At 70.9% G+C, this 22,252-nt stretch carries 21 protein-coding genes; 8 read left to right on the top strand and 13 right to left on the bottom strand.

Translation table 11 applies throughout. The features are described 5' to 3' along the window. Positions 1 to 82: 82 nt before the first annotated feature. The 4 genes from G3I77_RS21365 to G3I77_RS21350 all read right to left on the bottom strand — a co-directional run bounded on the left by G3I77_RS21365 (position 83) and on the right by G3I77_RS21350 (position 3,714). The gene (locus G3I77_RS21365; RefSeq protein ID WP_248506095.1) at positions 83 to 1,399 is read right to left on the bottom strand and encodes an Nramp family divalent metal transporter; all 1,317 of its coding nucleotides are present in this window, start codon (positions 1,397 to 1,399) and stop codon (positions 83 to 85) included. Between the two features lie 158 nt (positions 1,400 to 1,557). After that, positions 1,558 to 1,890 (bottom strand): ATP-binding protein, encoded by a 333-nt coding sequence (locus G3I77_RS21360; protein ID WP_248506093.1) that lies wholly within the window; start codon positions 1,888 to 1,890, stop codon positions 1,558 to 1,560. Positions 1,891 to 2,119: 229 nt separating this feature from the next. Then, positions 2,120 to 3,022 (bottom strand): MEDS domain-containing protein, encoded by a 903-nt coding sequence (locus G3I77_RS21355; RefSeq protein WP_248506091.1) that lies wholly within the window; start codon positions 3,020 to 3,022, stop codon positions 2,120 to 2,122. Beyond that, complete coding sequence (locus tag G3I77_RS21350) at positions 3,019 to 3,714, bottom strand: AAA family ATPase (protein WP_308311409.1); 696 nt, start codon at positions 3,712 to 3,714, stop codon at positions 3,019 to 3,021. Before G3I77_RS21350 ends, G3I77_RS21355 begins: the two co-directional genes overlap by 4 nt. Positions 3,715 to 3,987: 273 nt before the next feature. On the opposite strand from G3I77_RS21350, the gene G3I77_RS21345 reads away from it, so the two are divergent. Next, positions 3,988 to 5,343 carry a M14 family metallopeptidase gene (locus G3I77_RS21345; protein ID WP_248506089.1) on the top strand — a complete coding sequence of 452 codons (1,356 nt, stop codon included), beginning with the start codon at positions 3,988 to 3,990 and terminating at the stop codon, positions 5,341 to 5,343. Here the strand turns inward: G3I77_RS21345 and G3I77_RS21340 are convergent. The 5 genes from G3I77_RS21340 to G3I77_RS21320 form a co-directional block, all read right to left on the bottom strand. Next, positions 5,340 to 5,840, bottom strand: coding sequence for a hypothetical protein (locus G3I77_RS21340; protein WP_248506087.1), 501 nt, complete (start codon positions 5,838 to 5,840; stop codon positions 5,340 to 5,342). The genes G3I77_RS21345 and G3I77_RS21340 overlap by 4 nt on opposite strands. A 65-nt stretch (positions 5,841 to 5,905) precedes the next feature. Beyond that, on the bottom strand, positions 5,906 to 7,426 hold the full coding sequence (locus G3I77_RS21335; protein WP_248506083.1) for a GntP family permease: 1,521 nt from the start codon (positions 7,424 to 7,426) through the stop codon (positions 5,906 to 5,908). A gap of 102 nt (positions 7,427 to 7,528) precedes the next feature. Then, positions 7,529 to 7,939 carry a RidA family protein gene (locus G3I77_RS21330; RefSeq protein ID WP_248506082.1) on the bottom strand — a complete coding sequence of 137 codons (411 nt, stop codon included), beginning with the start codon at positions 7,937 to 7,939 and terminating at the stop codon, positions 7,529 to 7,531. Further along, the gene (locus tag G3I77_RS21325) at positions 7,936 to 8,697 is read right to left on the bottom strand and encodes an IclR family transcriptional regulator (RefSeq protein WP_248506080.1); all 762 of its coding nucleotides are present in this window, start codon (positions 8,695 to 8,697) and stop codon (positions 7,936 to 7,938) included. Before G3I77_RS21325 ends, G3I77_RS21330 begins: the two co-directional genes overlap by 4 nt. Next, positions 8,694 to 9,728: a sugar kinase gene (locus G3I77_RS21320; protein WP_248506078.1), complete on the bottom strand. Its 1,035-nt coding sequence runs from the start codon at positions 9,726 to 9,728 to the stop codon at positions 8,694 to 8,696. Before G3I77_RS21320 ends, G3I77_RS21325 begins: the two co-directional genes overlap by 4 nt. A gap of 150 nt (positions 9,729 to 9,878) precedes the next feature. On the opposite strand from G3I77_RS21320, the gene G3I77_RS21315 reads away from it, so the two are divergent. Next, positions 9,879 to 11,153, top strand: a complete 1,275-nt coding sequence (locus G3I77_RS21315; protein WP_248506076.1) for an amino acid deaminase — start codon at positions 9,879 to 9,881, stop codon at positions 11,151 to 11,153. A gap of 12 nt (positions 11,154 to 11,165) precedes the next feature. Next, positions 11,166 to 12,779: an amidohydrolase family protein gene (locus G3I77_RS21310; protein WP_248506074.1), complete on the top strand. Its 1,614-nt coding sequence runs from the start codon at positions 11,166 to 11,168 to the stop codon at positions 12,777 to 12,779. Positions 12,780 to 12,895: 116 nt separating this feature from the next. Here G3I77_RS21310 and G3I77_RS21305 read toward each other — a convergent pair whose 3' ends face one another. Both G3I77_RS21305 and G3I77_RS21300 read right to left on the bottom strand, forming a co-directional pair. Beyond that, on the bottom strand, positions 12,896 to 13,822 hold the full coding sequence (locus G3I77_RS21305; protein ID WP_248506072.1) for a serine protease: 927 nt from the start codon (positions 13,820 to 13,822) through the stop codon (positions 12,896 to 12,898). 161 nt (positions 13,823 to 13,983) lie between these two features. Continuing rightward, the gene (locus G3I77_RS21300) at positions 13,984 to 14,712 is read right to left on the bottom strand and encodes a hypothetical protein (RefSeq protein WP_248506071.1); all 729 of its coding nucleotides are present in this window, start codon (positions 14,710 to 14,712) and stop codon (positions 13,984 to 13,986) included. Positions 14,713 to 14,838: 126 nt separating this feature from the next. Here G3I77_RS21300 and G3I77_RS21295 point away from each other — a divergent pair, with 126 nt between their 5' ends. Both G3I77_RS21295 and G3I77_RS21290 read left to right on the top strand, forming a co-directional pair. Next, the gene (locus G3I77_RS21295) at positions 14,839 to 16,050 is read left to right on the top strand and encodes a pyridoxal phosphate-dependent aminotransferase (RefSeq protein ID WP_248506070.1); all 1,212 of its coding nucleotides are present in this window, start codon (positions 14,839 to 14,841) and stop codon (positions 16,048 to 16,050) included. Positions 16,051 to 16,180: 130 nt separating this feature from the next. Continuing rightward, complete coding sequence (locus tag G3I77_RS21290) at positions 16,181 to 16,600, top strand: hypothetical protein (RefSeq protein ID WP_248506069.1); 420 nt, start codon at positions 16,181 to 16,183, stop codon at positions 16,598 to 16,600. 117 nt (positions 16,601 to 16,717) lie between these two features. On the opposite strand, the gene G3I77_RS21285 is transcribed toward G3I77_RS21290, so the two are convergent. After that, entirely contained in the window at positions 16,718 to 18,208 is a 1,491-nt protein-coding gene (locus G3I77_RS21285) for an ATP-binding protein (RefSeq protein WP_248506068.1), read from the bottom strand. Positions 18,209 to 18,308: 100 nt separating this feature from the next. Further along, positions 18,309 to 18,449: a hypothetical protein gene (locus G3I77_RS21280; RefSeq protein WP_248506067.1), complete on the bottom strand. Its 141-nt coding sequence runs from the start codon at positions 18,447 to 18,449 to the stop codon at positions 18,309 to 18,311. 364 nt (positions 18,450 to 18,813) lie between these two features. Here G3I77_RS21280 and G3I77_RS21275 point away from each other — a divergent pair, with 364 nt between their 5' ends. The 3 genes from G3I77_RS21275 (at position 18,814) to G3I77_RS21265 (ending at position 22,251) form a co-directional block, all read left to right on the top strand. Next, complete coding sequence (locus G3I77_RS21275; RefSeq protein WP_248506066.1) at positions 18,814 to 19,224, top strand: hypothetical protein; 411 nt, start codon at positions 18,814 to 18,816, stop codon at positions 19,222 to 19,224. 64 nt (positions 19,225 to 19,288) lie between these two features. Further along, positions 19,289 to 19,975, top strand: coding sequence for an ABC transporter ATP-binding protein (locus G3I77_RS21270; RefSeq protein WP_248506139.1), 687 nt, complete (start codon positions 19,289 to 19,291; stop codon positions 19,973 to 19,975). Next, complete coding sequence (locus G3I77_RS21265; protein WP_248506065.1) at positions 19,972 to 22,251, top strand: ABC transporter permease; 2,280 nt, start codon at positions 19,972 to 19,974, stop codon at positions 22,249 to 22,251. The genes G3I77_RS21270 and G3I77_RS21265 overlap by 4 nt, the downstream gene beginning before the upstream one ends. Position 22,252 lies beyond the last annotated feature (1 nt).

Below are 22,252 nucleotides of genomic sequence, written 5' to 3'. Positions count from 1 at the left end.
AAGCACCCAGGCCGGCTGCGGGGGCCGAAGCCGGGGCCGGGCGGGGGAAGTGGCTGCTCGGTCATCCGGCGAATCGCCCCTCCTAGAAGAAGTCCCCCCACGGCTGGTCCCAGACCTGCTTCACGCACAGGATCAGGAAGAGCAGGCCGGCGATGGCGAGCATCGCGTTGCTGAGGGGGCCGTTGCGCCACTCGCGGGGCGTGCGGGAGGAGTTGAGGAGCCAGATCAGGGTGCCGGCCAGGAACGGCAGGAAGGCCGCGCCGAGGACGCCGTAGATGATGATCAGGCGGAAGGGCTGGCCCTCGAAGAGCAGGATCATCGGCGGGAAGGTCAGCCAGAGCAGGTAGGCGCGGAAGGGCCAGGAGCGTTCGCGGGTCCCCGAGGCGACCTCCTCGCCCTTGGCCCGGCCCTTGCCCGACAGACGGGTCACGAAGTCGGCGAACATCAGGCTCACGCCGTGCCAGACGCCGATCAAAGAGGTGAAGGACGTGGCGAAGAAGCCGATCAGGAAGAACGTCGCCGTCGCCGAGCCGTACTCGTCCTCCAGGATGTCGCCCAGCTGGATCAGGCCCTTGTCGCCGCTCGCGATCGCGACGTTCGCCGAGTGCAGCAGCTCCGCGCCGACGAACAGCATGGCGATGACGAAGATGCCGGTCGTGATGTAGGCGACGCGGTTGTCCAGGCGCATGACCTTCATCCAGCCGGTGTCGGTCCAGCCCTTGGCGTTGACCCAGTAGCCGTACGCCGCGAGCGTGATCGTGCCGCCGACGCCGCCGATCAGGCCCAGGGTGTTGAGGATCGAGTCCTTCTCGTCGGGCAGCACCGGGAGGAGGCCCGCGAAGGCGTCGGCGATGTTGGGCGTGACGCGGATCGCCAGGTACACCGTCACCAGGAACATGACGCCCACCAGGATCGTCATGACCTTCTCGAACACCGCGTACTTGTTGAACCAGACGAAGACCAGACCGACCAGGCCGCAGGCGATGCCCCACCACTTGAGGTCCATCACGTCGGGGAACAGCGCTTGCAGCGGCAGCGCGCTCGACGACATGGCCGCCGCGCCGTAGACGAAGCCCCAGACCACGACGTAGACGGCGAAGAACCACGTGGTCCAGCGGCCGAGGCTGGCCCAGCCGTCGAACAGGGTGCGGCCGGTGGACAGATGCCAGCGGCCCGCCGCCTCGGCCAGGGAGATCTTCACCAGACAGCCGATGATCGCGGCCCACAGGAGGGTGTAGCCGAAGTTGCTGCCCGCGATCAGCGTGGCGACCAGGTCACCGGCGCCGACACCGGTCGCCGCGACGACGATGCCCGGGCCGATGTACTTCCAACTCGCCTTCCGGGGCTGTGGGGGATGCGTGGCCTCGTGATCCGTGGTGTTTCCCGTGGTGTCCGCCATGCAGATCAAGAAACCGCAATGAGCCCGGGCCGACAAGAGGGCCTGAGCGGAATCACTCCAGGGGCGCGGGGAACCGCGCGAACAGCCACGACGAACCCGCACACCGGAGCCGGGCCCGGGCGGCGTGGCACACCGCCCGGGCCCGGCCCAGCGGAACGTCACGGCTGTCGCCGACCGCAGCCGTCCGCTCCGCACGTGCCGAGCTCGAACCACATGGTCTTGCCCGCCCCGTCCCGGTGGCAGCCCCAGCGCTGGGCCGGCGCGTCCACCAGGAACATTCCCCGGCCGTTCTCCCCGGTGCCCGCGTCCAGCACCCGCGGCACCCGGCGTTCGCCGTCGGCGACCTCGCAGCGCAGTACGCCGTGCGCGGCGAAGAGGGTGAGCCGGAAGCGGCCCCCGGCGTGCACCAGGGCGTTGGTGGCCAGTTCGGCGACGAGCAGTCCGGCCACGTCCGCGACCTCACCGCGCCCGCCGAGCCCCCATCCCTCCAACTGCCTGCGGACCTCCGAGCGTGCCTCGCGGACGGCGGAGGGCCGGGGTGCGTACTCGACACTCAGGTGGCCTGCTCCCAGGCGTGGTTGCGGGAACGGGCCGTAGCGGGCGTCGGGGTCCGGGAGGTCCGCCCGGAGAGTTGCAGCATGGGTCCAGGGTGATCCCCGGGGGTGGTCCGGCGCAGGGGGAGGACTACCCGATCCCCTACCTGCTTGTGCAGATAGGGGGCTATGCGTACTGGAGGCGGACCGTGGCTCCCCGGGCGTCGTCGCGGATGTCCACGTACGCACAGACCTGACGCGCGTACCACAGCCCCGGGCCCGGTTCCGGGCCGGTGGGGGCCGGTGGGACGAAACCGGCGAGCGGGTCGTCGAGACGGCGGACCGAGCGCAGTTCGCAGACGCAGGCGGGTGCCTCGCCCCACAGCAGGGCGTCACCGCCCAGGGGCGCGAGGGCCGCCGCGGACTCCGCCACGGCAGCGGCGAACAGCTCGGCGTCGGCGGCGGGCAGTCCCCGCGCCACCGCCCAGCTCTGCACGGCCGCGGCGTGCGGTTCCGCGAGGGGCAGCGCACCGGCCGGGGGCAACGGCAGCGGTACGGCATCGAGTTCGGCCACGAGCCGCAGCGGGTCCTCGTACACCTCCGTGTCCGGGTGGGTGCGGCGGGCCGCTGCGACGACGGCGGGCCCGGCGGTGCGGGTGTCGTAGGCGCACAGGGCGGTCGTGGACATGGGTGCGAAGAGGAGGTTGGCGAGCGCCTCGTAGCGGATCCACTCGGTGGTCTCGCGGGCCGAGCGGCCGGCGCGGCCGCTCCAGACGGGCTCCATGACGAGGTGGATCCGGCCGCCCGGGCCGGCGTGCGCGGTGAGGTACGCGGCGGCCCGGGCGATGGCGTTGGCGGCGGAGCCGGTGTACCAGTCGGTGTGCGGGATGCAGGTGACGTCCTTCGCGTCGGGGCCGAGGGCGTCGCGCAGGAGGTCCAGGTTGTGCGGGGCGGCGATGGCCACCGGCGGCGGTTCGCCGGAGGTGCCGAGGCCCTCGCCGAGGAAGGGCAGCGCGGCGGCCAGGAAGCCGTCGTCGGAGTCGAAGACGGCCATGCGGTGGTCGAACGGGCTGAGTTCTGCGGTGGTCACGTGATCCCCTCGGATGGGTGGGTGCGGCGGGTCAGCGCTGTGCCGTCGTCCAGGCCGCGATCTGGCTGCGGTTGCTGAAGGGCGCGGTTGGCGGGGGTGAGGCGGAAGCCCGGGATGACGGCGGCGGCCCGGTCGGCGAAGAGCGTGAGGGCCGGGTAGCCCTCGGCGGCGGACAGGTCGCCGTCCGGGTCGGGCACCGGCAGCGGCCGTACCTCCAGCAGGTGTTCCTCGGTGAGGCCGAGCCGGTGCCGGCTGGTGGCGAGGATCCGGACGCCCTCGGTGCCGTGCAGCAGGGCCGCGGCGAGCTGGGTGCACGCACCCGCCAGATGCTCGCAGTTGTCGACGACGAGGAGCAGCCGCCGGTCCCGTACCTGTTCGACGAGGGCGTCCAGGGGCGGCTGGGCGGAGCGGTCGTGCAGGCCGAGTGCGTCGGCGGCGGCGAGCGGGACGAGTGCCGGGCCGTGCAGTCCGGACAGGTGCACGAAGCGCACGCCGTCCGGGAAGGCCCGCTGCACCCGGGCCGCGATGCGTGCGGCGAGCCGGGTCTTGCCGACGCCGCCCGGTCCGGTCAGCGTCACCAGCCGTGCGCGGGCCAGCAGTTCGCGGCCCTGGGTCAGTTCGCCACGCCGGTCGACGAAGCTGGTCGTCTCGGCCGGCAGGTGGTGGTCCCGTCGTGGCGCTGATCCGCCCATGATCAGCCAGTCCTCTGAGGGGTTGGGGTCCGGGGATCCTGACACTCCGGCTCCCCTTGCGCGGACCCTCACTCTCTCCCGCGGCGTACATACATGCACGCCGGGGCCACACCTGTGGGTGCACTTCCGCAGGGACACCTCGACCGTGGCGCCGCGCGCGTACACTGCGCGGCCACTTTCAGTCTTGACCTGCTCATGCCATTGGCAGAACGATATGCGCCACCCGCACCAGTACGTCGCACGGAACAACCCCACCTCCCACAAGGAGATTTCATGCGACTTCGCATACGAGGCTCCGGTGCCCGCACCGGCAGACGCACCGCCGCCCTCGCCGGCCTCCTCGCCCTCGCCCTCGCGGCGCCCCTGTCCGCGACGACGAGCGACGCCACCGCCGACAGCGCCCGCAAGGCGGCCGCTTCGGCCGACGACACCCGGCAGTACGAGGTTCATCTGCACTCGACGGCCAAGGACCGCACGGCACTTCAGCGCACGGGCGTCACGGTCGACGAGGTCCACGGCCACGGTGTCGTGGTCTCCGGCCGCGCGGACCAGATCAAGAAGCTGCGCGCCCAGGGCTACGAGGTCACCCCACTCGGCGCGGTACCCGACCGCTCCGCCGGCGAGGACGACGTCCGGCTGCACGACTTCCCGTCGGGCGACTCTAAGTACCACAACTACGCGGAGATGACGAGCGAGATCAACTCGATCGTCTCGGCCAACCCGTCCATCGCGAGCCAGCGCGTGATCGGCAAGTCGTACCAGGGCCGGAACATCGTCGCCGTCAAGATCAGCGACAACGTGGGCGCCGACGAGTCCGAGCCGGAGGTACTGTTCACGCACCACCAGCACGCCCGCGAGCACCTGACCGTCGAGATGGCGCTCTACCTGCTGCGCGAGCTGACCTCCGACTACGGCTCCGACTCGCGTGTCACCGGCATGGTGAACAACCGCGAGATCTGGATCGTCCCGGACATCAACCCGGACGGCGGCGAGTACGACATCGCCACCGGCTCGTACCGCTCCTGGCGCAAGAACCGGCAGCCCAACTCCGGTTCGTCGTACGTCGGTACGGACCTGAACCGCAACTGGAACTACCGCTGGGGCTGCTGCGGCGGCTCCTCGGGTTCGACGTCCTCCGACACCTACCGGGGCCGGTCGGCGGAGTCGGCGCCCGAGGTGAAGGTCGTCGCCGACTTCGTGCGCAGCCGGATCGTCGGCGGCACCCAGCAGATCAAGGCCGGGGTCGACTTCCACACGTACAGCGAGCTGGTGCTGTGGCCGTTCGGCTACACCTACTCCGACACGACGACCGGGATGACCGCCGACGACCACGCGGCGTTCAAGACGGTCGGGCAGAAGATGGCCGCCTCCAACGGGTACACGGCGGAGCAGTCCAGCGACCTGTACATCACCGACGGGTCGATCGACGACTACCTCTGGGGCGCGCACAAGATCTTCGGCTACACCTTCGAGATGTACCCCCGCTCCGGTGGGGGTGGGTTCTACCCGCCCGACGAGGTGATCGAGCGGGAGACCTCCCGTAACCGCGACGCGGTGCTGCAACTGCTGGAGAACGCGGACTGTATGTACCGGTCGATCGGCAAGGAGAGCCAGTACTGCGCTAGCTAGTCGGCGTCTTCCTCGAAGTAGGCGTCCAGCACCGCGTCCAACTGCTCGTCCCACTCCTTGAAGTGGCTCCTGGCCGGCGCCTCGATCTCGATCGGGTACCAGCGCCGGTCAGGGGTGTGGACGGTGACGGTGTACCGCTTGCCGAAGCGGGCCGTCTCCGTCTCGACCGCGCCGATCTCGTCCCAGCGGAACTCGCACTCCTGGTCGTCCAGGGACAGTCGTACGCCTCTGTGATCGGCGACCATCCGCGCACGGCGGTCGGACGCCTCGAAGACCGGGCCGTCGGCCTCGGCGTCCTCCGCCGGCTCGGAGGGCGACGCCTCGGCCGTCTCCGCCGGCTCGGGGGCGGTCTCATCGTCCTCCCCGGCCTCGGGCTCCTTCTCCGGCTCGCCGTCCTCCGTCCGTCCGGACACGGGTGGCGTGAGCCCGGGGATGAAGGCCGGGTCGAATCCGGCGCCTTCCAGGGGCTGGCTGCTCGAACCTATGCGCTGCTCCACAGCGGAGCAGTATGGTCGACAAACCTGTGCCGCACACAGTCGACCCCGACTTCGTTATCAGACGCCTACACGAAGAGGCTGATTACCGCGGCCACCGCGAACCCCGCCACCGACAGCACGCTCTCCAGCACGGTCCACGTCTTGAGCGTGTCCCGTTCGCTGATGCCGAAGTACTTCGCCACCATCCAGAAGCCGCCGTCGTTGACGTGCGAGGCGAAGATCGAGCCGGCCGAGATGGCCATGATGACCAGGGCGATGAAGGCCTGGGAGTGGTCCCCCTCGGACAGCAGAGGGGCCACGATGCCCGCCGTCGTCACGATCGCCACCGTCGCCGAGCCCTGGGCCACGCGCAGGACCACGGAGATCAGGTAGGAGAGGACGATCACCGGCAGGCCGACGTCGTTGAACGTGTCCGAAAGGGCCTGGGCGACGCCGCTGGCCTTGAGGACGGCGCCGAAGACGCCGCCCGCGCCGACCACCAGCAGGATGTTGCCGACCGGCTTGAGGGACGCGGTGGACACCGTCTCCAGGGACTTGCGGGACCAGCCGCGGCGGATGCCCAGCAGGTAGTACGCGAGGAACAAGGCCAGCGTGAGCGCCACGAACGGGTTGCCGAAGAACTCGATCACCGAGCGGAGGGTGGAGGGGTCCAGGGCGATCGAGGAGAAGGTCGCGGCGAGGATCAGGACCAGCGGGGTGCCGATGATGCCGAGGACCGTGCCGAGGGAGACCGGCTGCTCGCTCGGCTCCATCCCGGCGGCGCGCTGCTCGTCGATGACGACCTGCCTGGCTTCCTCCGCCGCCTCGACCATGTCCTGCGGCACGGGGACGAAGATGCGGCGCCCGACCCACGCCGAGTAGCCCCACGCGGCCACCACGGCCGGCAGACCGCACACGATGCCCATCAGGATGACCCAGCCGAGGTCCACGTTCAGCAGGCCGGCCGCGGCGACCGGGCCGGGGTGCGGCGGCAGGAACGCGTGGGTGACCGACAGTCCGGCGAGCAGCGGAAGGCAGTAGAGCAGGATCGATTTGCCGGTGGGGGTCCCCCCTGGACCGGAGCTTGTCGGAGGCCCTTGGGGGCGCTTGGCGGCGGCGTAGACGATCGGGGCCAGGACGAAGATGCCGACGTCGAAGAAGACCGGGATACCGAAGATCAGGCCGGTGAGACCCATGGCGAGCGGGGCGCGCTGCTCGCCGAACAGGCCGAGCAGACGCTTCGCCAGCACCTCGGCGCCGCCGCTGACTTCGAGGATCGCGCCGAGCATGGTGCCCAGGCCGATGATGATCGCGACATGGCCGAGGATGCCTCCCATGCCGGATTCGATGGTGGACACGGCGTCCGACTTCTGGACCGTGCCGAAGAGTTCGGTGACCGAGAGACCCGCGGCGAGGCCGACGGCTATGGAGACCGCGAGCAGCGCGACGAACGGCTGGAGTCTCAGCTTGATGATGAGGAGGAGCAGCAGCGCGATGCCGAGCGCGGCGGTGAGCAGGAGTCCGGCCGTGCCGTCGACGAGGAGGAGCAGTCCTCCCGTGTGGGGTGGGGTCTCGGCAGGGGCGGACGCGGCGAGCGAAGGGGACATTCGGGGGTCCTCTGCGTAAATGCATGCAGCTTCTGGGTAGGGGGGAGCGCGGCGCGGCGCATCGGTGGGCGCCGCGCCTCGGAAAGGCGGGGTGGGGGTGGGTCAGCCGAGAACGGCCAGGGCGTCGATCTCGATGAGGAGACCCGCGGGCAGTCCGACGTAGACGGTGGTGCGTGCGGCGGGCGGCTGGGTCAGGCCCTGCTCCTCGAAGTACGCGTCGTAGATCGCGTTGAACTCGGCGAAGTGGGCCACGTCCGTCAGGTAGACGCGGATCATCATCACGTCGTCCCAGGAGGCGCCGCCCTCCTGAAGGATCGCCTTGACGTTGGCCAGGGTCTGGAGGGTCTGCTCGCGCAGGGTCGGCCCGGCGGGCGTGGGCGCCTTTCCCTCCTCGGCGGGCAGGAAGCCGACCTGGCCGGCGACCTGGAGGACGTTGCCCTTCCGCACACCGTGCGAGAACTTCGCCGGCGGGGTGGTGTGGGTCTTCGGGGTGAGTGCGATCTTGTCCGTCATACGGTGCCCTTCACTGGTGTCCTGCCGGAGTACTCGCCGCTGATGGCGTCCGCCGTACGGCGCACCAGCGGCAGGAGGGTGAGGAGTTCGTCGGCGGTGACGACGACGTTCGGCGCGGAGACCGACATCGCGGCGACGACCCGGCCGTCGGCGCCGCGGATGGGCGCCGCGACGCAGTTGATGGACTCCTCGTGGCCGCCGAGGTCGGTGGCCCAGCCCTGTTCGCGCACCTTCTCCAGCTCGCGCAGGAACGCGCCGGCGTTGGGTGTCGAACGGGACGTGTACGTGGGGTAGTCGAGCTTGTCCGCGATGGCCCGCCGCTCGTGCTCGGGCAGATCGGCGAGCAGCAGTTTGGCGACCGCGGCGACGGTGATGGCGACGGGCTTGCCGATGCGGGAGTACATCCGCACGGGGTAGCGGCTCTCGACCTTGTCGATGTAGAGGACCTCGTTCTCCTCGTACACGGCGAGGTGCACGGTGTGCCCGCAGTTCTCGTTGAGGCGGACCAGGTGGGGGTGGGCGATCTCGCGGACGTCGAGGTTCTCCATCGCCTCCTGGGCGAGGGAGAAGAGCCGGGCGCCGAGGCGGTAGCGCTGGTCGGACTGGCGGTAGACGAGCCCGTGCTCGTGGAGGGTGCGCAGCAGCCGCAGGGCCGTGGACTTGTGCACACCGAGGCGGTCGGCGACCTGCCCCAGGTCGGCGGGGCCCTCGGCGAGCAGCGGCAGGATGCTCAGCGCGCGGTCGACGGTCTGGCTCATGGTGTACGTACCTCCTCGTCGGCCCGCTGTGTCTCCTCGGTCCAGCCCGGGCCGAGTCGCAGTCTCCCCCATGCCGCGTCGTCCAGGGCGGCGAGCCGGTCGGCGTGCTCCCGGGTGGGCGGTGTGGCGAGGTCGCCGGGCACGGTGAGCGCGGCGGCGGCCATCAGATGCCCGTGCCGCAGCCGGTCCCGCACGGGCAGTGCGCGCAAGGTGGCGGAGAGGAACCCGGCGGCGAAGGCGTCTCCGGCACCGACGGCGGCGACGACGTCGACCCGGGGTGCGGGCACGAAGGTGACGTCCCGGTCCTCGAAGACGGTGGCTCCGGCGGCGCCCTGCTTGACGACCAGGACCTCGGGTTCGGGGAGGGCGGCGCGGACGGCTTCGGCGCTGTGCAGCCCCCAGGCCTCGTCCTGCCCGACAAACACGAGGTCCGCGCCCCGGGCGAGGTCGCGCAGCACGCCCGGGGCGTCGGTGTCGCGCCACAGGCCGGGCCGGTGGTTGACGTCGAAGGAGACCAGGGGGCGGCCGGGGCGGCGGGCGGTCAGCTCGCGCATCAGGTCCAGGCAGGTCCCGGACAGTGCGGCGGTGATCCCGGACAGGTGCAGCACGCGGCCGGCGCGCACCGCCGCCGGGTCGGGGTCCGTCACGCTCATCGCGGACGCCGCGGAGCCGGTCCGGTAGTAGGCCACCTCGTGGGCGTCGCCGGCCCGGTCCCCGGCGGTGCGGAAGTAGATGCCGGTGGGGCGGCCGGGGTCGCGCCGGACGTGTGCCACGTCGACGCCGTAGGCGCCGATCGCCTCGACCAGGTGATCGCCGAACGGGTCGTCCCCGACCCTGCCGACCCACCGCACGGAGTGCCCCGCCGCGGCCAGCACGCACGCCACGTTCGACTCCGCCCCGCCGATGCCCCGCTCGAAGTTCGGCACGTCGGCGAGGCGCCCCGGCCGGGAGGGCAGGAACGTGACCATGGACTCGCCGAGCGCGACGACGTCCACGACGTCGGGGGCGTTGCAGGGTCCGGTGGGGGTCACGATGCTCGTAGCTCCTCGTCGAGGCGTCGGGGTGCCGGGGCGGCCGGTGGCGGTTTCATTGACCGGGGGTGGCCGAGATGTTAGACAGCGTTCAGCGACATACGCAATGAAGGTTGCAGAGAATGCAACACTGCTGATCAGGGAGGCTCCATGACGGCCGACACGGCCCAGTCCCTCGCCCGGCTCGCCGCCGAGCGTGTCGACCACCGCTTCAAGGGCCTTCCGCCGGACGCCGACGGACTGACCGTCGCCGAGCTGGCCGGCCAGCGCCGCAACCTCTTCTCCGGCGGCTTCGCCACGCCCGTGCTCGCGCTGTCCGCCGAGCGCCTGGAACACAACCTGAAGCTGATGGAGACCTATGCGGCCCGGCACGGCCTGGCCTTCGCGCCGCACGGCAAGACCTCCATGGCCCCGCAGCTGTTCCAGCGGCAGATCGAGCACGGGGCGTGGGGCATCACCCTCGCCGTGCCGCACCAGGTGCGGGTGGCGCGCGCCTTCGGCACCCGGCGTGTGTTCCTGGCGAACGAACTCGTGGACGCGGCGGCCCTGCGCTGGATCGCGGCCGAGCTGGATGCCGACCCGGACTTCGAACTGGTCTGTTACGTCGACTCCGTGCGCGGCGTCGAGCTGATGGACGCCGCCCTGCGGGACGCCACCCGGCCCGTGGACGTCGTCGTCGAGCTCGCGGCCGGCGAGGGCGCCCGGACCGGTGTCCGGACGGAGGCGGAGTGCGCGGCGGTCGCGGACGCCGTGGCGGCCACGCGGACGCTGCGGCTCGTGGGTGTCGCGGGCTACGAGGGCGAGGTGCCGAAGGCCGACACCGAGCGGGTGACGGCGTGGCTGCGGCGGCTGGTCGCGCTCGCCGCCGGCTTCGACAAGGCCGGGCGGTTCTCCGGGCTGGACGAGATCGTGGTCAGCGCGGGCGGCAGCGCCTGGTTCGACGCGGTCGCCGAGGTCTTCGCGGAGATCCCCGAACTGTCCCGTCCCGTGCTGAAGTTGCTGCGCTCGGGCGCGTACGTCTCGCACGACGACGGCCACTACCGCAAGCTGACCCCGTTCAACCGGGTGCCCGAGGAGGGCGCCCTGGAGCCGGCGTTCCGGCTGTGGACACAGGTCGTGTCGCGGCCCTGTGCCGAGCAGGCCTTCGTCAACGCGGGCAAGCGGGACGCGGCCTACGACCTCGACCTGCCCTTCGCCCAGGTGATCCGCCGGGACGGCGCCGAGCGCCCGGCCACCGGCGTCCGTGTGACCGCGCTGTCCGACCAGCACGCCTGGCTCGCCACCACGCCGGAGGCGGATCTGGAGGTCGGCGACTGGGTCGGGCTCGGGCTGTCCCACCCGTGCACCTCGTTCGACAAGTGGCAGCTGATCCCCGTCGCGGAGGCGGACGGCACGGTCGTCGACTACGTCCGCACGTTCTTCTAGGAGGCCGGCGCGATGGAAGAGCTCGTCATCCGGGACGCCGACGTCGTCGACGGCTCCGGCGCGGACGCCTACCGGGCCGACGTCGTGGTCGACGGCGGCCGGATCGTCTCCATCGTCAAGGAGGCCGCCGCGGCCGGATGCCAGCGGCCGAAGGCGCGCCGGGAGCTGGACGCCGAGGGCCTGGTCCTCTCCCCCGGCTTCGTCGACATGCACGCCCACAGCGACCTGGCGCTGCTGCGCGACCCGGACCACAGCGCCAAGGCCGCGCAGGGCGTCACCCTGGAGGTCATCGGCCAGGACGGCCTGTCGTACGCGCCGGTCGACGACCGCACGCTGGGTGAGGTGCGCCGGGCGATCGCCGGATGGAACGGCCCGGGTGACGACATCGACTTCGACTGGCGGTCGGTCGGCGGGTACCTGGACCGGCTGGACCGCGGGATCGCCGTGAACGCGGCGTATCTGATCCCGCAGGGCACGGTCCGGGCGCTCGCCGTCGGCTGGGAGGACCGCGCGGCGACCCCGCAGGAGCTGGACCGGATGCGGCGGCTGGTCGCCGAGGGCATGGAGCAGGGCGCCGTCGGCATGTCGTCGGGGCTGACGTACACGCCGGGCATGTACGCGCAGGATGCCGAACTGACCGAGCTGTGCCGGGTGGTGGCGTCGTACGGCGGCTACTACTGCCCGCACCACCGCTCCTACGGCGCCGGGGCCCTGGCGGCGTACGAGGAGATGGTCGCGCTGACCCGGGAGGCGGGCTGCTCCCTCCATCTCGCCCACGCCACCATGAACTTCGGCGTGAACAAGGGCCGGGCGCCGGAGCTGCTGGCCCTGCTGGACGAGGCGCTCGCGGCCGGCTCCGACATCAGCCTCGACACCTACCCGTACACCCCGGGCTGTACGACGCTGGCGGCGGTGCTGCCGAGCTGGGCGGGCGAGGGCGGCCCGGAGCGCACTCTCCGGCGGCTGGCGGACGAGGAGACGGCGGAACGCGTCCGCCACCACCTGGAGGTCACCGGCTCGGACGGCTGCCACGGCGTGCCCGTCGAGTGGGACACGATCGAGATCTCGGGTGTGAACGATCCGGCCCTGGCCGATTTCGTCGGCCGGACGATCCAGGAGTCGGCGGACCGGCGGGGCGAGACGCCCTGGGTGACCGCGCGCGGGCTGCTGCTGGCCGACCGGCTGGCCCCGACGATCCTCCAGCACGTCGGGCACGAGGAGAACGTCCGGGCGATCATGCGCCACCGGGTGCACACCGGCGGCTCGGACGGCATCCTCCAGGGCGCGAAGCCGCACCCGCGCGCCTACGGCACCTTCCCGCACTACCTCGGGCACTACGTAAGGGAGTTGGGGGTGCTGTCCCTGGAGGAGTGCGTCGCGCACCTCACGTCCCGCCCGGCGGCCCGGCTCCGGCTGCCCGACCGGGGCCTGGTGCGCGAGGGTTACAAGGCCGACCTGGTGCTCTTCGACCCGGCGACGGTCGCGGCGGGCTCCACCTTCGCGGAGCCGCGCACGCTCCCGACGGGGATCCCGCACGTCCTGGTCGACGGTCGGTTCGTGATCGAGGACGGCCGGCGCACGGACGTGCTGGCGGGCCGGGCGGTCCGCAGGACTCCTCCCGCGTGACCGCCCGGCCGGCACCCTGCCCCAGGCCCTGTCGTTTGGATCATGCCGGCGTCGCGGGGCTCGGGTCGGCCGAGAGGCGCAGTCGCTCTCGGCCGACCTGATCCAAACGACAGGCCCTACGGCTTGGGCAGGGTGCAGCCGCTCGCGCTCAGGTCGAGCTTGCTGTCGATCCCGAAGCAGGCCGGGATCCCGTAGGTCTGCTGGGCGTAGTTGATGCCCTTGCGGACGGTCACGGTGCCGTTCGCGTCGACCTCGCACGGGTTGTTCACCGTGCAGCGCTCACCGTCCTCGTTGCCGGTGTTGTTGACGGCGACGACCTTGTTGGTGGCCTGGTCGACGACGGGCGAGCCGGACGTGCCGCCGATGGTGTTGCAGGCGGAGGTGTAGCGGACCGAGTCCTTCCAGGTCCAGTCGCCCTCCTTCAGGGTGGGCACGAACCCGTCGATGTTGCAGCTGTAGATCCGCTTCCAGTAGCCGGAGGGGATGCTGATGGCGGTGCCGGCGACCGGGTGGCTGTCGCTCAGCGTCAGCGCGTTGATGTTGTACGAGCTCTTGATCTGCCCGTAGGTGGTGGTGAGTTGGTACAGCGCGACGTCCGTGTCGGTCATCGTGCCGTAGGCGAGCTTGGCGGCGCGCAGGGTGGCGACGCGCGAGCCGGAGGCGTTGAGCAGAGTGAAGGTCCGGCTGGACGCCTTGTCGACGAGGACCTCGCCGGGGCCGGGGAACCCGGACTCCAGGCAGTGGCCGTTGGTCATCACGAGCGCCGGGTCGTTGTCCTCGGCGTCCGGCATGCGGACGACGGAGCCGGAGCAGTTGCTGAGCGCGACGGTGCCGGCGAAGTTCACGGCCTTGGCCTGAGGGCCGCGGAGCCCGGACAGCGTCTGCTCCACGGACGTGACCACGCCGGAGACGGCGGACGTGGCCGAGCCCGTGTCCGCGGTCTTGCCGACGCCCGTGGGGGCGGCATCGGCAGCGGCCGCGGGGGCCGCGCCGGCCCCGGCTATCGCCAGGGCGCAGAACGCGGCGGCGAGAGGTTTTCTCATGGGGGGTCCCCTCTTGCGACGGAGGCGACCGGAAATCCTCCGGCCGCCTGCACTGTTGTCATGTGCATTGTGATCGTCGCGAGGGGGCGGCACAAGAACCTGTTCCACAACCGGAACCTTGAATTCCCTTCAGACCCTACTCAACCGCCCTTCCGGGCCGGTCACTTGGGTCCCTTGGTGCCTCCCGGGCCGCGTCCGGGCTTCCCGTCGGGCCTGCCGGGCGCCGACGCCGTGGCGGTGGCGGTGGCGGTGGCGCCGGAGTCCGCCGGAGCACTGGTCGTGGGGGCGACCTGGGGCGGCGCGCTGTCCGTGGCGGACCCGGACGGGGCCCGGCTCGGCGCGACGGACGGGCTCGCGGACGCGGCGCCGGACGACCCGTCAGAATCCCCCGGCCGGCCGGCGAGCGGAGCGCCGGGGGTCGCGGCCGGGCCGGTGCCCGCCGGTGTCGCCGTCGGCGACTCTCCCGCCGTCCGGCCCGAGCGGCCGCCTTCGCCGTCCCGCGTCCCGGCGGAGGGCCCGCCCGAGAGGGAGAATCCGGCGATCAGCGCGACCACCGACGCACCCACGGCACCGGCGGCGACCGTCGCGCGGCGACGGCGCCGGGGAGCCGGCTTACGCCGGGCGCGGTGGCCGGCGCCGGACCGGCCCCGCGCCGGCACCACCGGCAGCCGGCGGGTGGCGCCCGCGTCGTCCGCGCCGGCCGTGTGCGCACCGTCCCCGACGGCCGCCGGGTCCGCGGCGTCGTACGCGTCCTGCCATCCGTGGGCCTCCGCCGGATCCGCGTACGCGTCGTACACCGGAGGCGCTGGGGCCTGCGGCAGGTACACGTTCGGCGGCTCCTGCGGCCCACCGCCCGTCACTCCGTCGGCGTACTCGAATGACTTGGACATGGCGGCGCATTCTAGGGACTGAAGGTGCTGGTGGGACAGCACGCGGCGATATCGCCCCAAATCCCCGCGTCTCACGTGGCGGAAAACACGGCCCGGGAGCCATTACCGGGCCGTAAGCTCCCAGACATGCAGGTGATCCAGTCGACCAAGCTCGCCAACGTCTGTTACGAGATCCGGGGTCCGGTGCTCGAGGAGGCGATGCGGCTGGAAGCCGCCGGCCATCGGATCCTCAAGCTGAACACCGGCAACCCGGCCGCGTTCGGCTTCGAGTGCCCGCCGGAGATCCTGGAGGACGTCCTCCGGAACGTGTCGTCGGCGCACGGCTACGGCGACGCCAAGGGCCTGCTGGCCGCACGCCGGGCCGTCGTCATGCACAACCAGACCCTCGGCATCGAGACGGACGTCGAGCACGTCTTCATCGGCAACGGCGTCTCCGAGCTGATCGTGATGGCGATGCAGGGCCTGCTGGACGACGGCGACGAGGTCCTCGTGCCCGCGCCCGACTACCCGCTGTGGACCGCCGCCGTCTCCCTGTCCGGCGGCACCGCCGTGCACTACCGCTGCGACGAGCAGGCCGACTGGATGCCGGACCTCGCCGACATCGAGCGCAAGGTCACCGACCGCACCAAGGCGCTCGTGATCATCAACCCCAACAACCCGACGGGGGCCGTCTACGACGAGGCGATGATCAAGGGCCTGACCGACATCGCCCGCCGGCACAACCTGCTCGTCTGCTCCGACGAGATCTACGACAAGATCCTCTACGACGGCGCCACGCACACCCCGACCGCCGCCGTCGCCCCGGACCTGCTCACCCTCACCTTCAACGGCATGTCGAAGGCGTACCGGGTGGCCGGCTACCGGGTCGGCTGGATGTCGATCTCCGGGCCGCGCGCCCACGCCGACTCCTACATCGAGGGCCTGACGATCCTGGCGAACATGCGCCTGTGCGCGAACATGCCCGGGCAGCACGGAGTCGTCGCGGCGCTCAGCGGGCGGCAGACGATCAACGACCTGGTACTGCCGGGCGGGCGGCTGCGCGAGCAGCGGGACACGGCGTACGAGCTGCTGACCCAGATCCCCGGTGTGACCTGCGTGAAGCCGAAGGGCGCGCTGTACCTCTTCCCGCGCCTCGACCCCAAGGTCTTCAAGATCAAGGACGACCGCCGCATGGTCCTGGACCTGCTCCGGCGCGAGAAGATCATGGTCGTCCAGGGCACGGGCTTCAACTGGCCGGAGGCGGACCACTTCCGGGTGGTGACCCTGCCCTCGGTCACCGACCTGCGGGACGCGATGGGCCGGATCGGCCGCTTCCTGGACGGCTACGGCCAGCCCTGACCCCGACGCCGAACCTCGCCCGACTGCCCGCTCACGCTTTGTGTGCGGGCAGTCCTGTTTTGTGAGCAGCTCAACTTTAGACGAAATCTAAGCTAGGATGGTTTCCTGTAAGAATTCAGGAGGCCTTCCCATGTACGAACCGATCCGCGCCAAGTCGGTCCACAGCACGGTGGACGGCCCCGATCCCGACTTCCCCCACCGTTCCCGTGAGGAAGAGCTGGACATCCAGCTCGCGGGCCATCTCGGCGCCCTGCTCGCCGTCACGGACGAGCTGCGTGCGACGCAGGGCTCGGCCGACCTGGACACGGCGGCGGAGCGGCTCGCGGAGCAGGTGAGCAGGCTGCGCGGCGGACGTACCCCCGTGCGCGCGCCGATGAGCGGCCGGCGCGAGCCGAGCGCCACCGCCCTGCACCGGCGGGCGCACGCCCTGGCGGGCCGCGCGCTGGTCGTCGCCGCCTCCCGCGCCGACACGGCGGCCGCGATCCTGGCCGCCGAGCGGATGGACGCGCACACGGCGGCCCTGGAGCCGCGCACCCTCGCGTCCCACTGAGCCCCCACCGGGCTCCTCAGACGGCCCCGGTCCGCGCGCACCCGCAGCGACGCGCGGACCGGGCGCCACAGGCCCACCGCGGACGACTCTCCCGGGGCAGCGCGCCATGCCGAGGGTTCAGGAACCGTGGTACAGCCGTTGCAGGTCGACGAGGACCACCTCACCCCGGCTCTCGGCCGACCGCAGCTCCGGGTCGAAACCGGCGCCGCTGTAGCAGGCGGGTCTGGCATGGCTGGTGTCGACGCCTCTCGACTCCAGCAACTCCAGGATGCGACGCAGGCGTTGCAGGTGCCCGAGATTCATGACCTTGTGCCACTTGGCCTCTCCGACGGACAGCAGAATGCCCTGGTCCTGACCGATCGCCCCGTGCACCACGACATCGGCTTCGAGAGAGGTGCGGGCCACCGGATCGGCGACGGTCCCGGCGGCGACCTGGATCGGCATGCCCCCGAATGTCGCGGGATCCGCGTGCCACTCGACCCACTCGCGACACAGGCGCTCGAAGTGCGGACCGACGACCTTGCTGAGGAAGGTGGGCCGGCTGTGGTCCCACATCTTGGCCGCTCCTCGGCGACGACTGAGCAGAGCCGTCTCGGGACGTACGACGGCATGGTGGAAGGTGATCAACGGCTCCGCGACGTGGTACGTGGTGCGGTTGGAGCGGAAGGCATCGGGCTCGGCGGTCAGCAGGCCGCAGTTCCTCAGGACGGACAGCGGCAGTGAGATGTCCGTGGCCTTGCGGCCCACCGCACTCGCGATGCCGCCACTGGTGCGGTTGCCGCCCGCCACCGCGGCCAGAACCGAGTGGTACAGCGAGCGGTTACGCAGGTCCGGCTCGGCGGCCAGCAGGTACGGCGCTTCGCCGTGGATCGGGCGTGCCGGATTGAGTACGGTCCGGCAGACCCAGGCGTCGAAGTCGTCGGGCCCGTCCGGTACGTCGTCGTCGACGAACTCCCGGCGGTACGCGGGGGTGCCGCCGACGATCGCATGGACGAGGACGGCCAGGCGCGGGTCCTGGATACCCCAGAACTCGGCGGCCTCACGGAAGCCGAGGGAGTGGACCACGAGATCGAGCCCCGCCCGGCCGTAGAGCGGGGAAGCCCCGGAGAGGAGCCCGCCCATGAAGGACATCGCGCTGCCGCACAGCAGGATCCGGGGCCGCTCCTTGCGGTGGCGCTCGGAGCGCACCCCGATGGCGGCCTGCAACTGGGACGGGAGGGCGGGGGCGTTTCGCACCAGATAGGGGAACTCGTCGATCACCACGGGCAGCGGCCGGTCCGTCGCGAGCCCGAAGAGCATCTCCAGCGCCTGGTCCCAGTTCGCCGGCCTGGGCGGCACGGCGGCGCCGGTGAAGCGCGCGACCGCCTCGCCCAACAGGTACAGGGATTCGGTGGCGGATGCCTCGACCGCCGCGTAGTAAAAGCCCTCGGTGGCCTCCGCCAGCGCCTGGAGCAGGAAGCTCTTGCCTTGCCGACGACGGCCCGACACGACGCCGAGCCGAGGGCCCGCGCCTTCGGCGGTCGCGAAGGCGGTCAGCTCACTCCACTCCCACTCCCGGTCGAACATGTCCGGCGGTCTCGGCAGACTTCGTGCTGCGGGGCGGGCCATGACACCTCCCAGTTCTTAGAGACGTACCTCTTAGAAGTACACCTGTAAGAACGGCGGGAGGCGGAATCCGTCACGCGGTGCGCGCGACGAGATTCTGCGGTTACGCGCGGGCGGGACGACGGGGTCGGCCGGAGCAGGAGCGGGCCGACGGCTCGGCCGTGAAGGAGAAGTCCTCGTGCGGGTTGGCCTCGACGGCGGCATCGGCCGTCGACCAAATGGGCTCCTCCAGGGTCCTGGCCATGCGCGCCACTCCTCGCCCCCCTCGGCCGACGACGCACGTCGGGGAGCGCGGCAGGACCGCGTCCACTCTGTCGAGCCGCACGCCCAGAGAACCGCCGCCTCGTGGCGCTCGACCCAACAGGCACTTGACGGACCGGTTGGAGGCCCTCGGGGTGGGACAGGGCGACTCACCACACCCAGCCCCAAAAGTCATGCACACACATGGAAAAGTTAAACACTTCGCAAAGGAGCCTCAACCGAGAGGCCGGGCGAACCGGGCAATGCATAACAGACCACCCTTTCCCACCCTTTACTGGATGGTAACTTTCACCACTGCTCTGGCTTGACCACCAGAGCCACACAACAGAAAACAAACGGGAGAAATTGTGCGTAAGTCGGCTGTAGGCGCTCTCGCGGCCGGCCTCTTCGCCATGGGGGCGGGCACGGCGTTCGCCGCCTCGTGGCATGACATTCCGACACTCTCGACCGGTGGTGCAAAGTTCCACCACGGTCAGTACAAGTGGCACCCCGCAGGCCAGAACCACGGGGCCTTCGAGTGGAAGGGCCGGCTTCAGGACGCCGACCACGGCGACGGCCACAACGTGTACGTGCAGGTGAAGGTCGAGGGCTACGACTGGAACCGCTACAACGGCAAGCAGAAGAAGACCGTTCCGGTGGGGGCCTCCAACTGGGCGCCCCCGCAGCGGTACACCGACGACGCGTACATCCGCGTCTGCCGTGACAAGGGTTCGCTCAACCCGGACAACTGCTCGGCCACCAAGCACTACCAGAGGTAAGCAACAGCACACCGCCAAGTACCGGGCCCAGGCTGACCCCCTGGGCCCGGTCACTTCTTTGGGGATAGCCATCAGTACGTCAGAAGTCCTTTCCGCCGAAGGCGTTGACCTTTCCTACGGCAAGCAACTGGCTGTCAGCGACGCCCACCTCTCGATCTCCCGAGGGGAGGTCGCGGCCATCACCGGACAGAGCGGTTCGGGAAAGTCATCGCTGCTGTACTGCCTCGCGGGGGTGCTGCCTCCCGCGCGCGGACACGTGCGGTTCGAAGGGCAGCCACTCGGCGATCTCACCGACGACGAGATCAGTACGCTGCGCCGTGAACGCTTCGGGTTCGTCTTCCAGTACGGCGAACTGCTCCCCGAGTTGACCATCGAGGAGAACACCGCTCTGCCGCTGCGCTTGGCCGGACAGCGCAAGCGGCCCGCGCTCGCCGCCGCCGGCGAGGTCCTCACCCGGCTGGGACTCGGCGAACTGCGCGAGCGCCGCCCGTCGCAGGTGTCAGGCGGTCAGAGCCAACGCGTCGCTGTCGCCCGGGCCCTGGTCCACCGCCCGGCCGTCGTGTTCGCCGACGAGCCGACCGGGTCGCTGGACAGTGCCAACGCATCCACCGTACTGAAGGAGTTCCTCGGCCTGGCGCGCTCGCAGGGCACCGCGGTCATCCTGGTCACCCATGACCCCGCCGTCGCCGCACAGGCCGACAGCCATTACACGATGTCCGATGGAGTCCTCACCCCGCGGGGGGCGGCGTGAGGGAGTTCCTGCTCGGTCTGCGCCTGCTGTTCGGCGCCGGCCGCGGCAACCGCATACGTTTCTTCCTCATGGCGGCCGGCGGCTCCCTCGGGGTCTGCTGCCTCGCCCTCGTCCTCACCATCCCGCAGATCCTCGACGCACACGACGGCCGGGCAGCCGCACGACAGCCACGGTCCGCCTCGGTGCAGCCCGCGGGTTCCACGCTGGTCCTCCAACGCACCGACCCCTACGGCTCCAAAGCGTTCACCCGGGTGTTCATCGCCAAGGGGACCAAGAACGCCGACAAGCTCCCGCCAGGACTGAAGGAACTTCCGGACCCGGGCGAGGTGTTCCTCTCCCCCGGCGCGGCCGACCTGCTCCGTGACCAGCCCGCGGTCGCGGGACTCCTGCCCGGCGACGAGAAGGGTCTGATCGGCGCGACAGGGCTCGCCCACCCGGACGAGCTGTTCGCCTACATCGGCACGACACGCGACAAGATCGCCGACGAAGGCCGTGCCCTGAAGAGCTGGGGGTACAGTTACGCCCCCTTCCCTGCCGTCGAACCCTCGACCCTGACCTACATCCGCTTCGCCCTGGGATCACTCGTCCTGCTCCCCCTCGGCATCTTCCTCTCCGTCTGTGCCCGGCTCTCCGCCGCCAGCCGGAACCGCCGCCTCGCGTCCCTGCGCCTGCTGGGCCTGAGCACCAAAGGCACCCAGCGGGTCAACGCTGCCGAAACCGTCGTCGCGGCACTGTTCGGCGCGATTCTCGGCCTGGGCGAGTACTGGGTCCTGAACCAGGTGATGACCCGGACCGGACTGCCCAGTCTGAGGTGGTACCCGGCCGATGGCGCGTTGTCCGTGACGACCATCGCCGTCTGTCTGATCGGCGCCCCGCTCCTCGCATGGTTCGTCGGCCGGGCCAGCGCGCGCGATGCCGCCGCCAACCCACTGGAGGTACGCCGCACCGCCGCACCCAGGCGCCCCACCAAGTGGGGCGGCCTGCTCCTGGTGTCCGGCCTCGGCATCGTCGTCGGCTACTGCGCCACCGGCTTCACCGACCACCCCGCCGACACCCTCGGCCCGAACGCGTTCCTGATGCCCGCAGGCATCCTGCTGACCGGCCTGGGGCTGGTGCTGACGCTGCCCCTGATCTCCTACGCCCTCGCCCGCCGGCTGGCGCGAACCACCCAGTCCCTCACCCTGAATCTGGCGATGCGCCGCAACGAGGTCGAGCCGGGCAGCACCATGCGGGTCGTCACCGGCCTCGTGCTCCTCGTCTTCTCCGCCTCCCTCGCCCAAGGCGTCCTCATCCAGCTGGAGCAGGTCACCCGGCCGTCCGCTCCCGTACAGGACTACTCCATCCCCCTGTCGTCGCTCACCTCACGGCAGCAGCACGAAGTCGCTGGCGTACCGGGGGTACGCGCGCACGCGGTGACGATGGAGTCCTGGACCGACCCCGATGGTTCCGCTGACCAGCCCTGGGGCAGCGCCGTCGTAGCCGCCTGCGACCAGTTTTCCAAGCTGGTACGGCACTCCGAGGGCTGCGTGGACGGCAAGGTGATGCGGCTCAGTGACCCGAACGCCGGCACCGGACAGGGCGCGCGTCCCGGTGACACCCTTCCCTTCCGCATTCCGGAGGGCGATCGTGGCAAGACCCTGAACATCACACTTCCGCACGACGTGATCGCCTACAGCGCGTACGACCCCTCGGCGGTCCACGGAGCGGACGTGATCATCCCGCCGTCGGCGCTGCCCGCCACGGCAAGCCCGGAGGGGGCGCGGTACGTCCTCACCAGCAGCTCCGACCACGCTGAGGTCCGCAGGGTCCTCGACGGTATCGCCGCCGTCGCCCCGACCACCGCTGTCGAACCCGTCGGCGTGAACATCGAGGGCCTTCAGCAGATCGCAGTCCTCGAGACCCTGCTCGCCGTCGGCATGATCATGGGGCTGGTCATCGGGACCGCGGCCTTCGTCGTCTCGGTGACCGACCGAGCGGTGGAGCGGCGCGCGCAGGTCACCGCCATCACGCTGATCGGAGCACGGGCGCGGACGATGAGAGCCGTGCAGTGCGTACAGGTCGTGCTCCCCCTGAGTGTGGGGCTCGCGCTGGCACTCGTGACGGGCAAGCTCGCCGAATCCTGCTATCTCATCACTGGCGGCAGCGAGATCTACTGGGACTTCGCCGGTGTCCCGGTGCTCGCGCTCGCGGCAGTGGGCGTGGCGGGCGTGTCCGCCGTCGGCACGCTCCCTCTCGTGGGTCGGCGCATCGACCCGGAACTGATCCGCCGCGACTGAC

The sequence above is a fragment of the Streptomyces sp. D2-8 genome (assembly GCF_023184515.1).
Taxonomy (GTDB): domain Bacteria; phylum Actinomycetota; class Actinomycetes; order Streptomycetales; family Streptomycetaceae; genus Streptomyces.
The sequence above is the reverse complement of the archived record's forward strand: the minus strand, read 5'-3'. Positions and strand labels throughout refer to the sequence as shown.

Excerpts from the sequence above, each read along its gene's own strand:
- G3I77_RS21345 (WP_248506089.1), top strand. The coding sequence starts at position 3,988 with ATGCGACTTCGCATACGAGGCTCCGGTGCCCGCACCGGCAGACGCACC.
- G3I77_RS21305 (WP_248506072.1), bottom strand. The coding sequence starts at position 13,822 with ATGAGAAAACCTCTCGCCGCCGCGTTCTGCGCCCTGGCGATAGCCGGG.
- G3I77_RS21325 (WP_248506080.1), bottom strand. The coding sequence starts at position 8,697 with ATGAGCCAGACCGTCGACCGCGCGCTGAGCATCCTGCCGCTGCTCGCC.
- G3I77_RS21350 (WP_308311409.1), bottom strand. The coding sequence starts at position 3,714 with ATGGGCGGATCAGCGCCACGACGGGACCACCACCTGCCGGCCGAGACG.
- G3I77_RS21290 (WP_248506069.1), top strand. The coding sequence starts at position 16,181 with ATGTACGAACCGATCCGCGCCAAGTCGGTCCACAGCACGGTGGACGGC.
- G3I77_RS21365 (WP_248506095.1), bottom strand. The coding sequence starts at position 1,399 with ATGGCGGACACCACGGGAAACACCACGGATCACGAGGCCACGCATCCC.
- G3I77_RS21300 (WP_248506071.1), bottom strand. The coding sequence starts at position 14,712 with ATGTCCAAGTCATTCGAGTACGCCGACGGAGTGACGGGCGGTGGGCCG.
- G3I77_RS21280 (WP_248506067.1), bottom strand. The coding sequence starts at position 18,449 with ATGGCCAGGACCCTGGAGGAGCCCATTTGGTCGACGGCCGATGCCGCC.
- G3I77_RS21330 (WP_248506082.1), bottom strand. The coding sequence starts at position 7,939 with ATGACGGACAAGATCGCACTCACCCCGAAGACCCACACCACCCCGCCG.
- G3I77_RS21295 (WP_248506070.1), top strand. The coding sequence starts at position 14,839 with ATGCAGGTGATCCAGTCGACCAAGCTCGCCAACGTCTGTTACGAGATC.
- G3I77_RS21285 (WP_248506068.1), bottom strand. The coding sequence starts at position 18,208 with ATGGCCCGCCCCGCAGCACGAAGTCTGCCGAGACCGCCGGACATGTTC.
- G3I77_RS21310 (WP_248506074.1), top strand. The coding sequence starts at position 11,166 with ATGGAAGAGCTCGTCATCCGGGACGCCGACGTCGTCGACGGCTCCGGC.
- G3I77_RS21315 (WP_248506076.1), top strand. The coding sequence starts at position 9,879 with ATGACGGCCGACACGGCCCAGTCCCTCGCCCGGCTCGCCGCCGAGCGT.
- G3I77_RS21335 (WP_248506083.1), bottom strand. The coding sequence starts at position 7,426 with ATGTCCCCTTCGCTCGCCGCGTCCGCCCCTGCCGAGACCCCACCCCAC.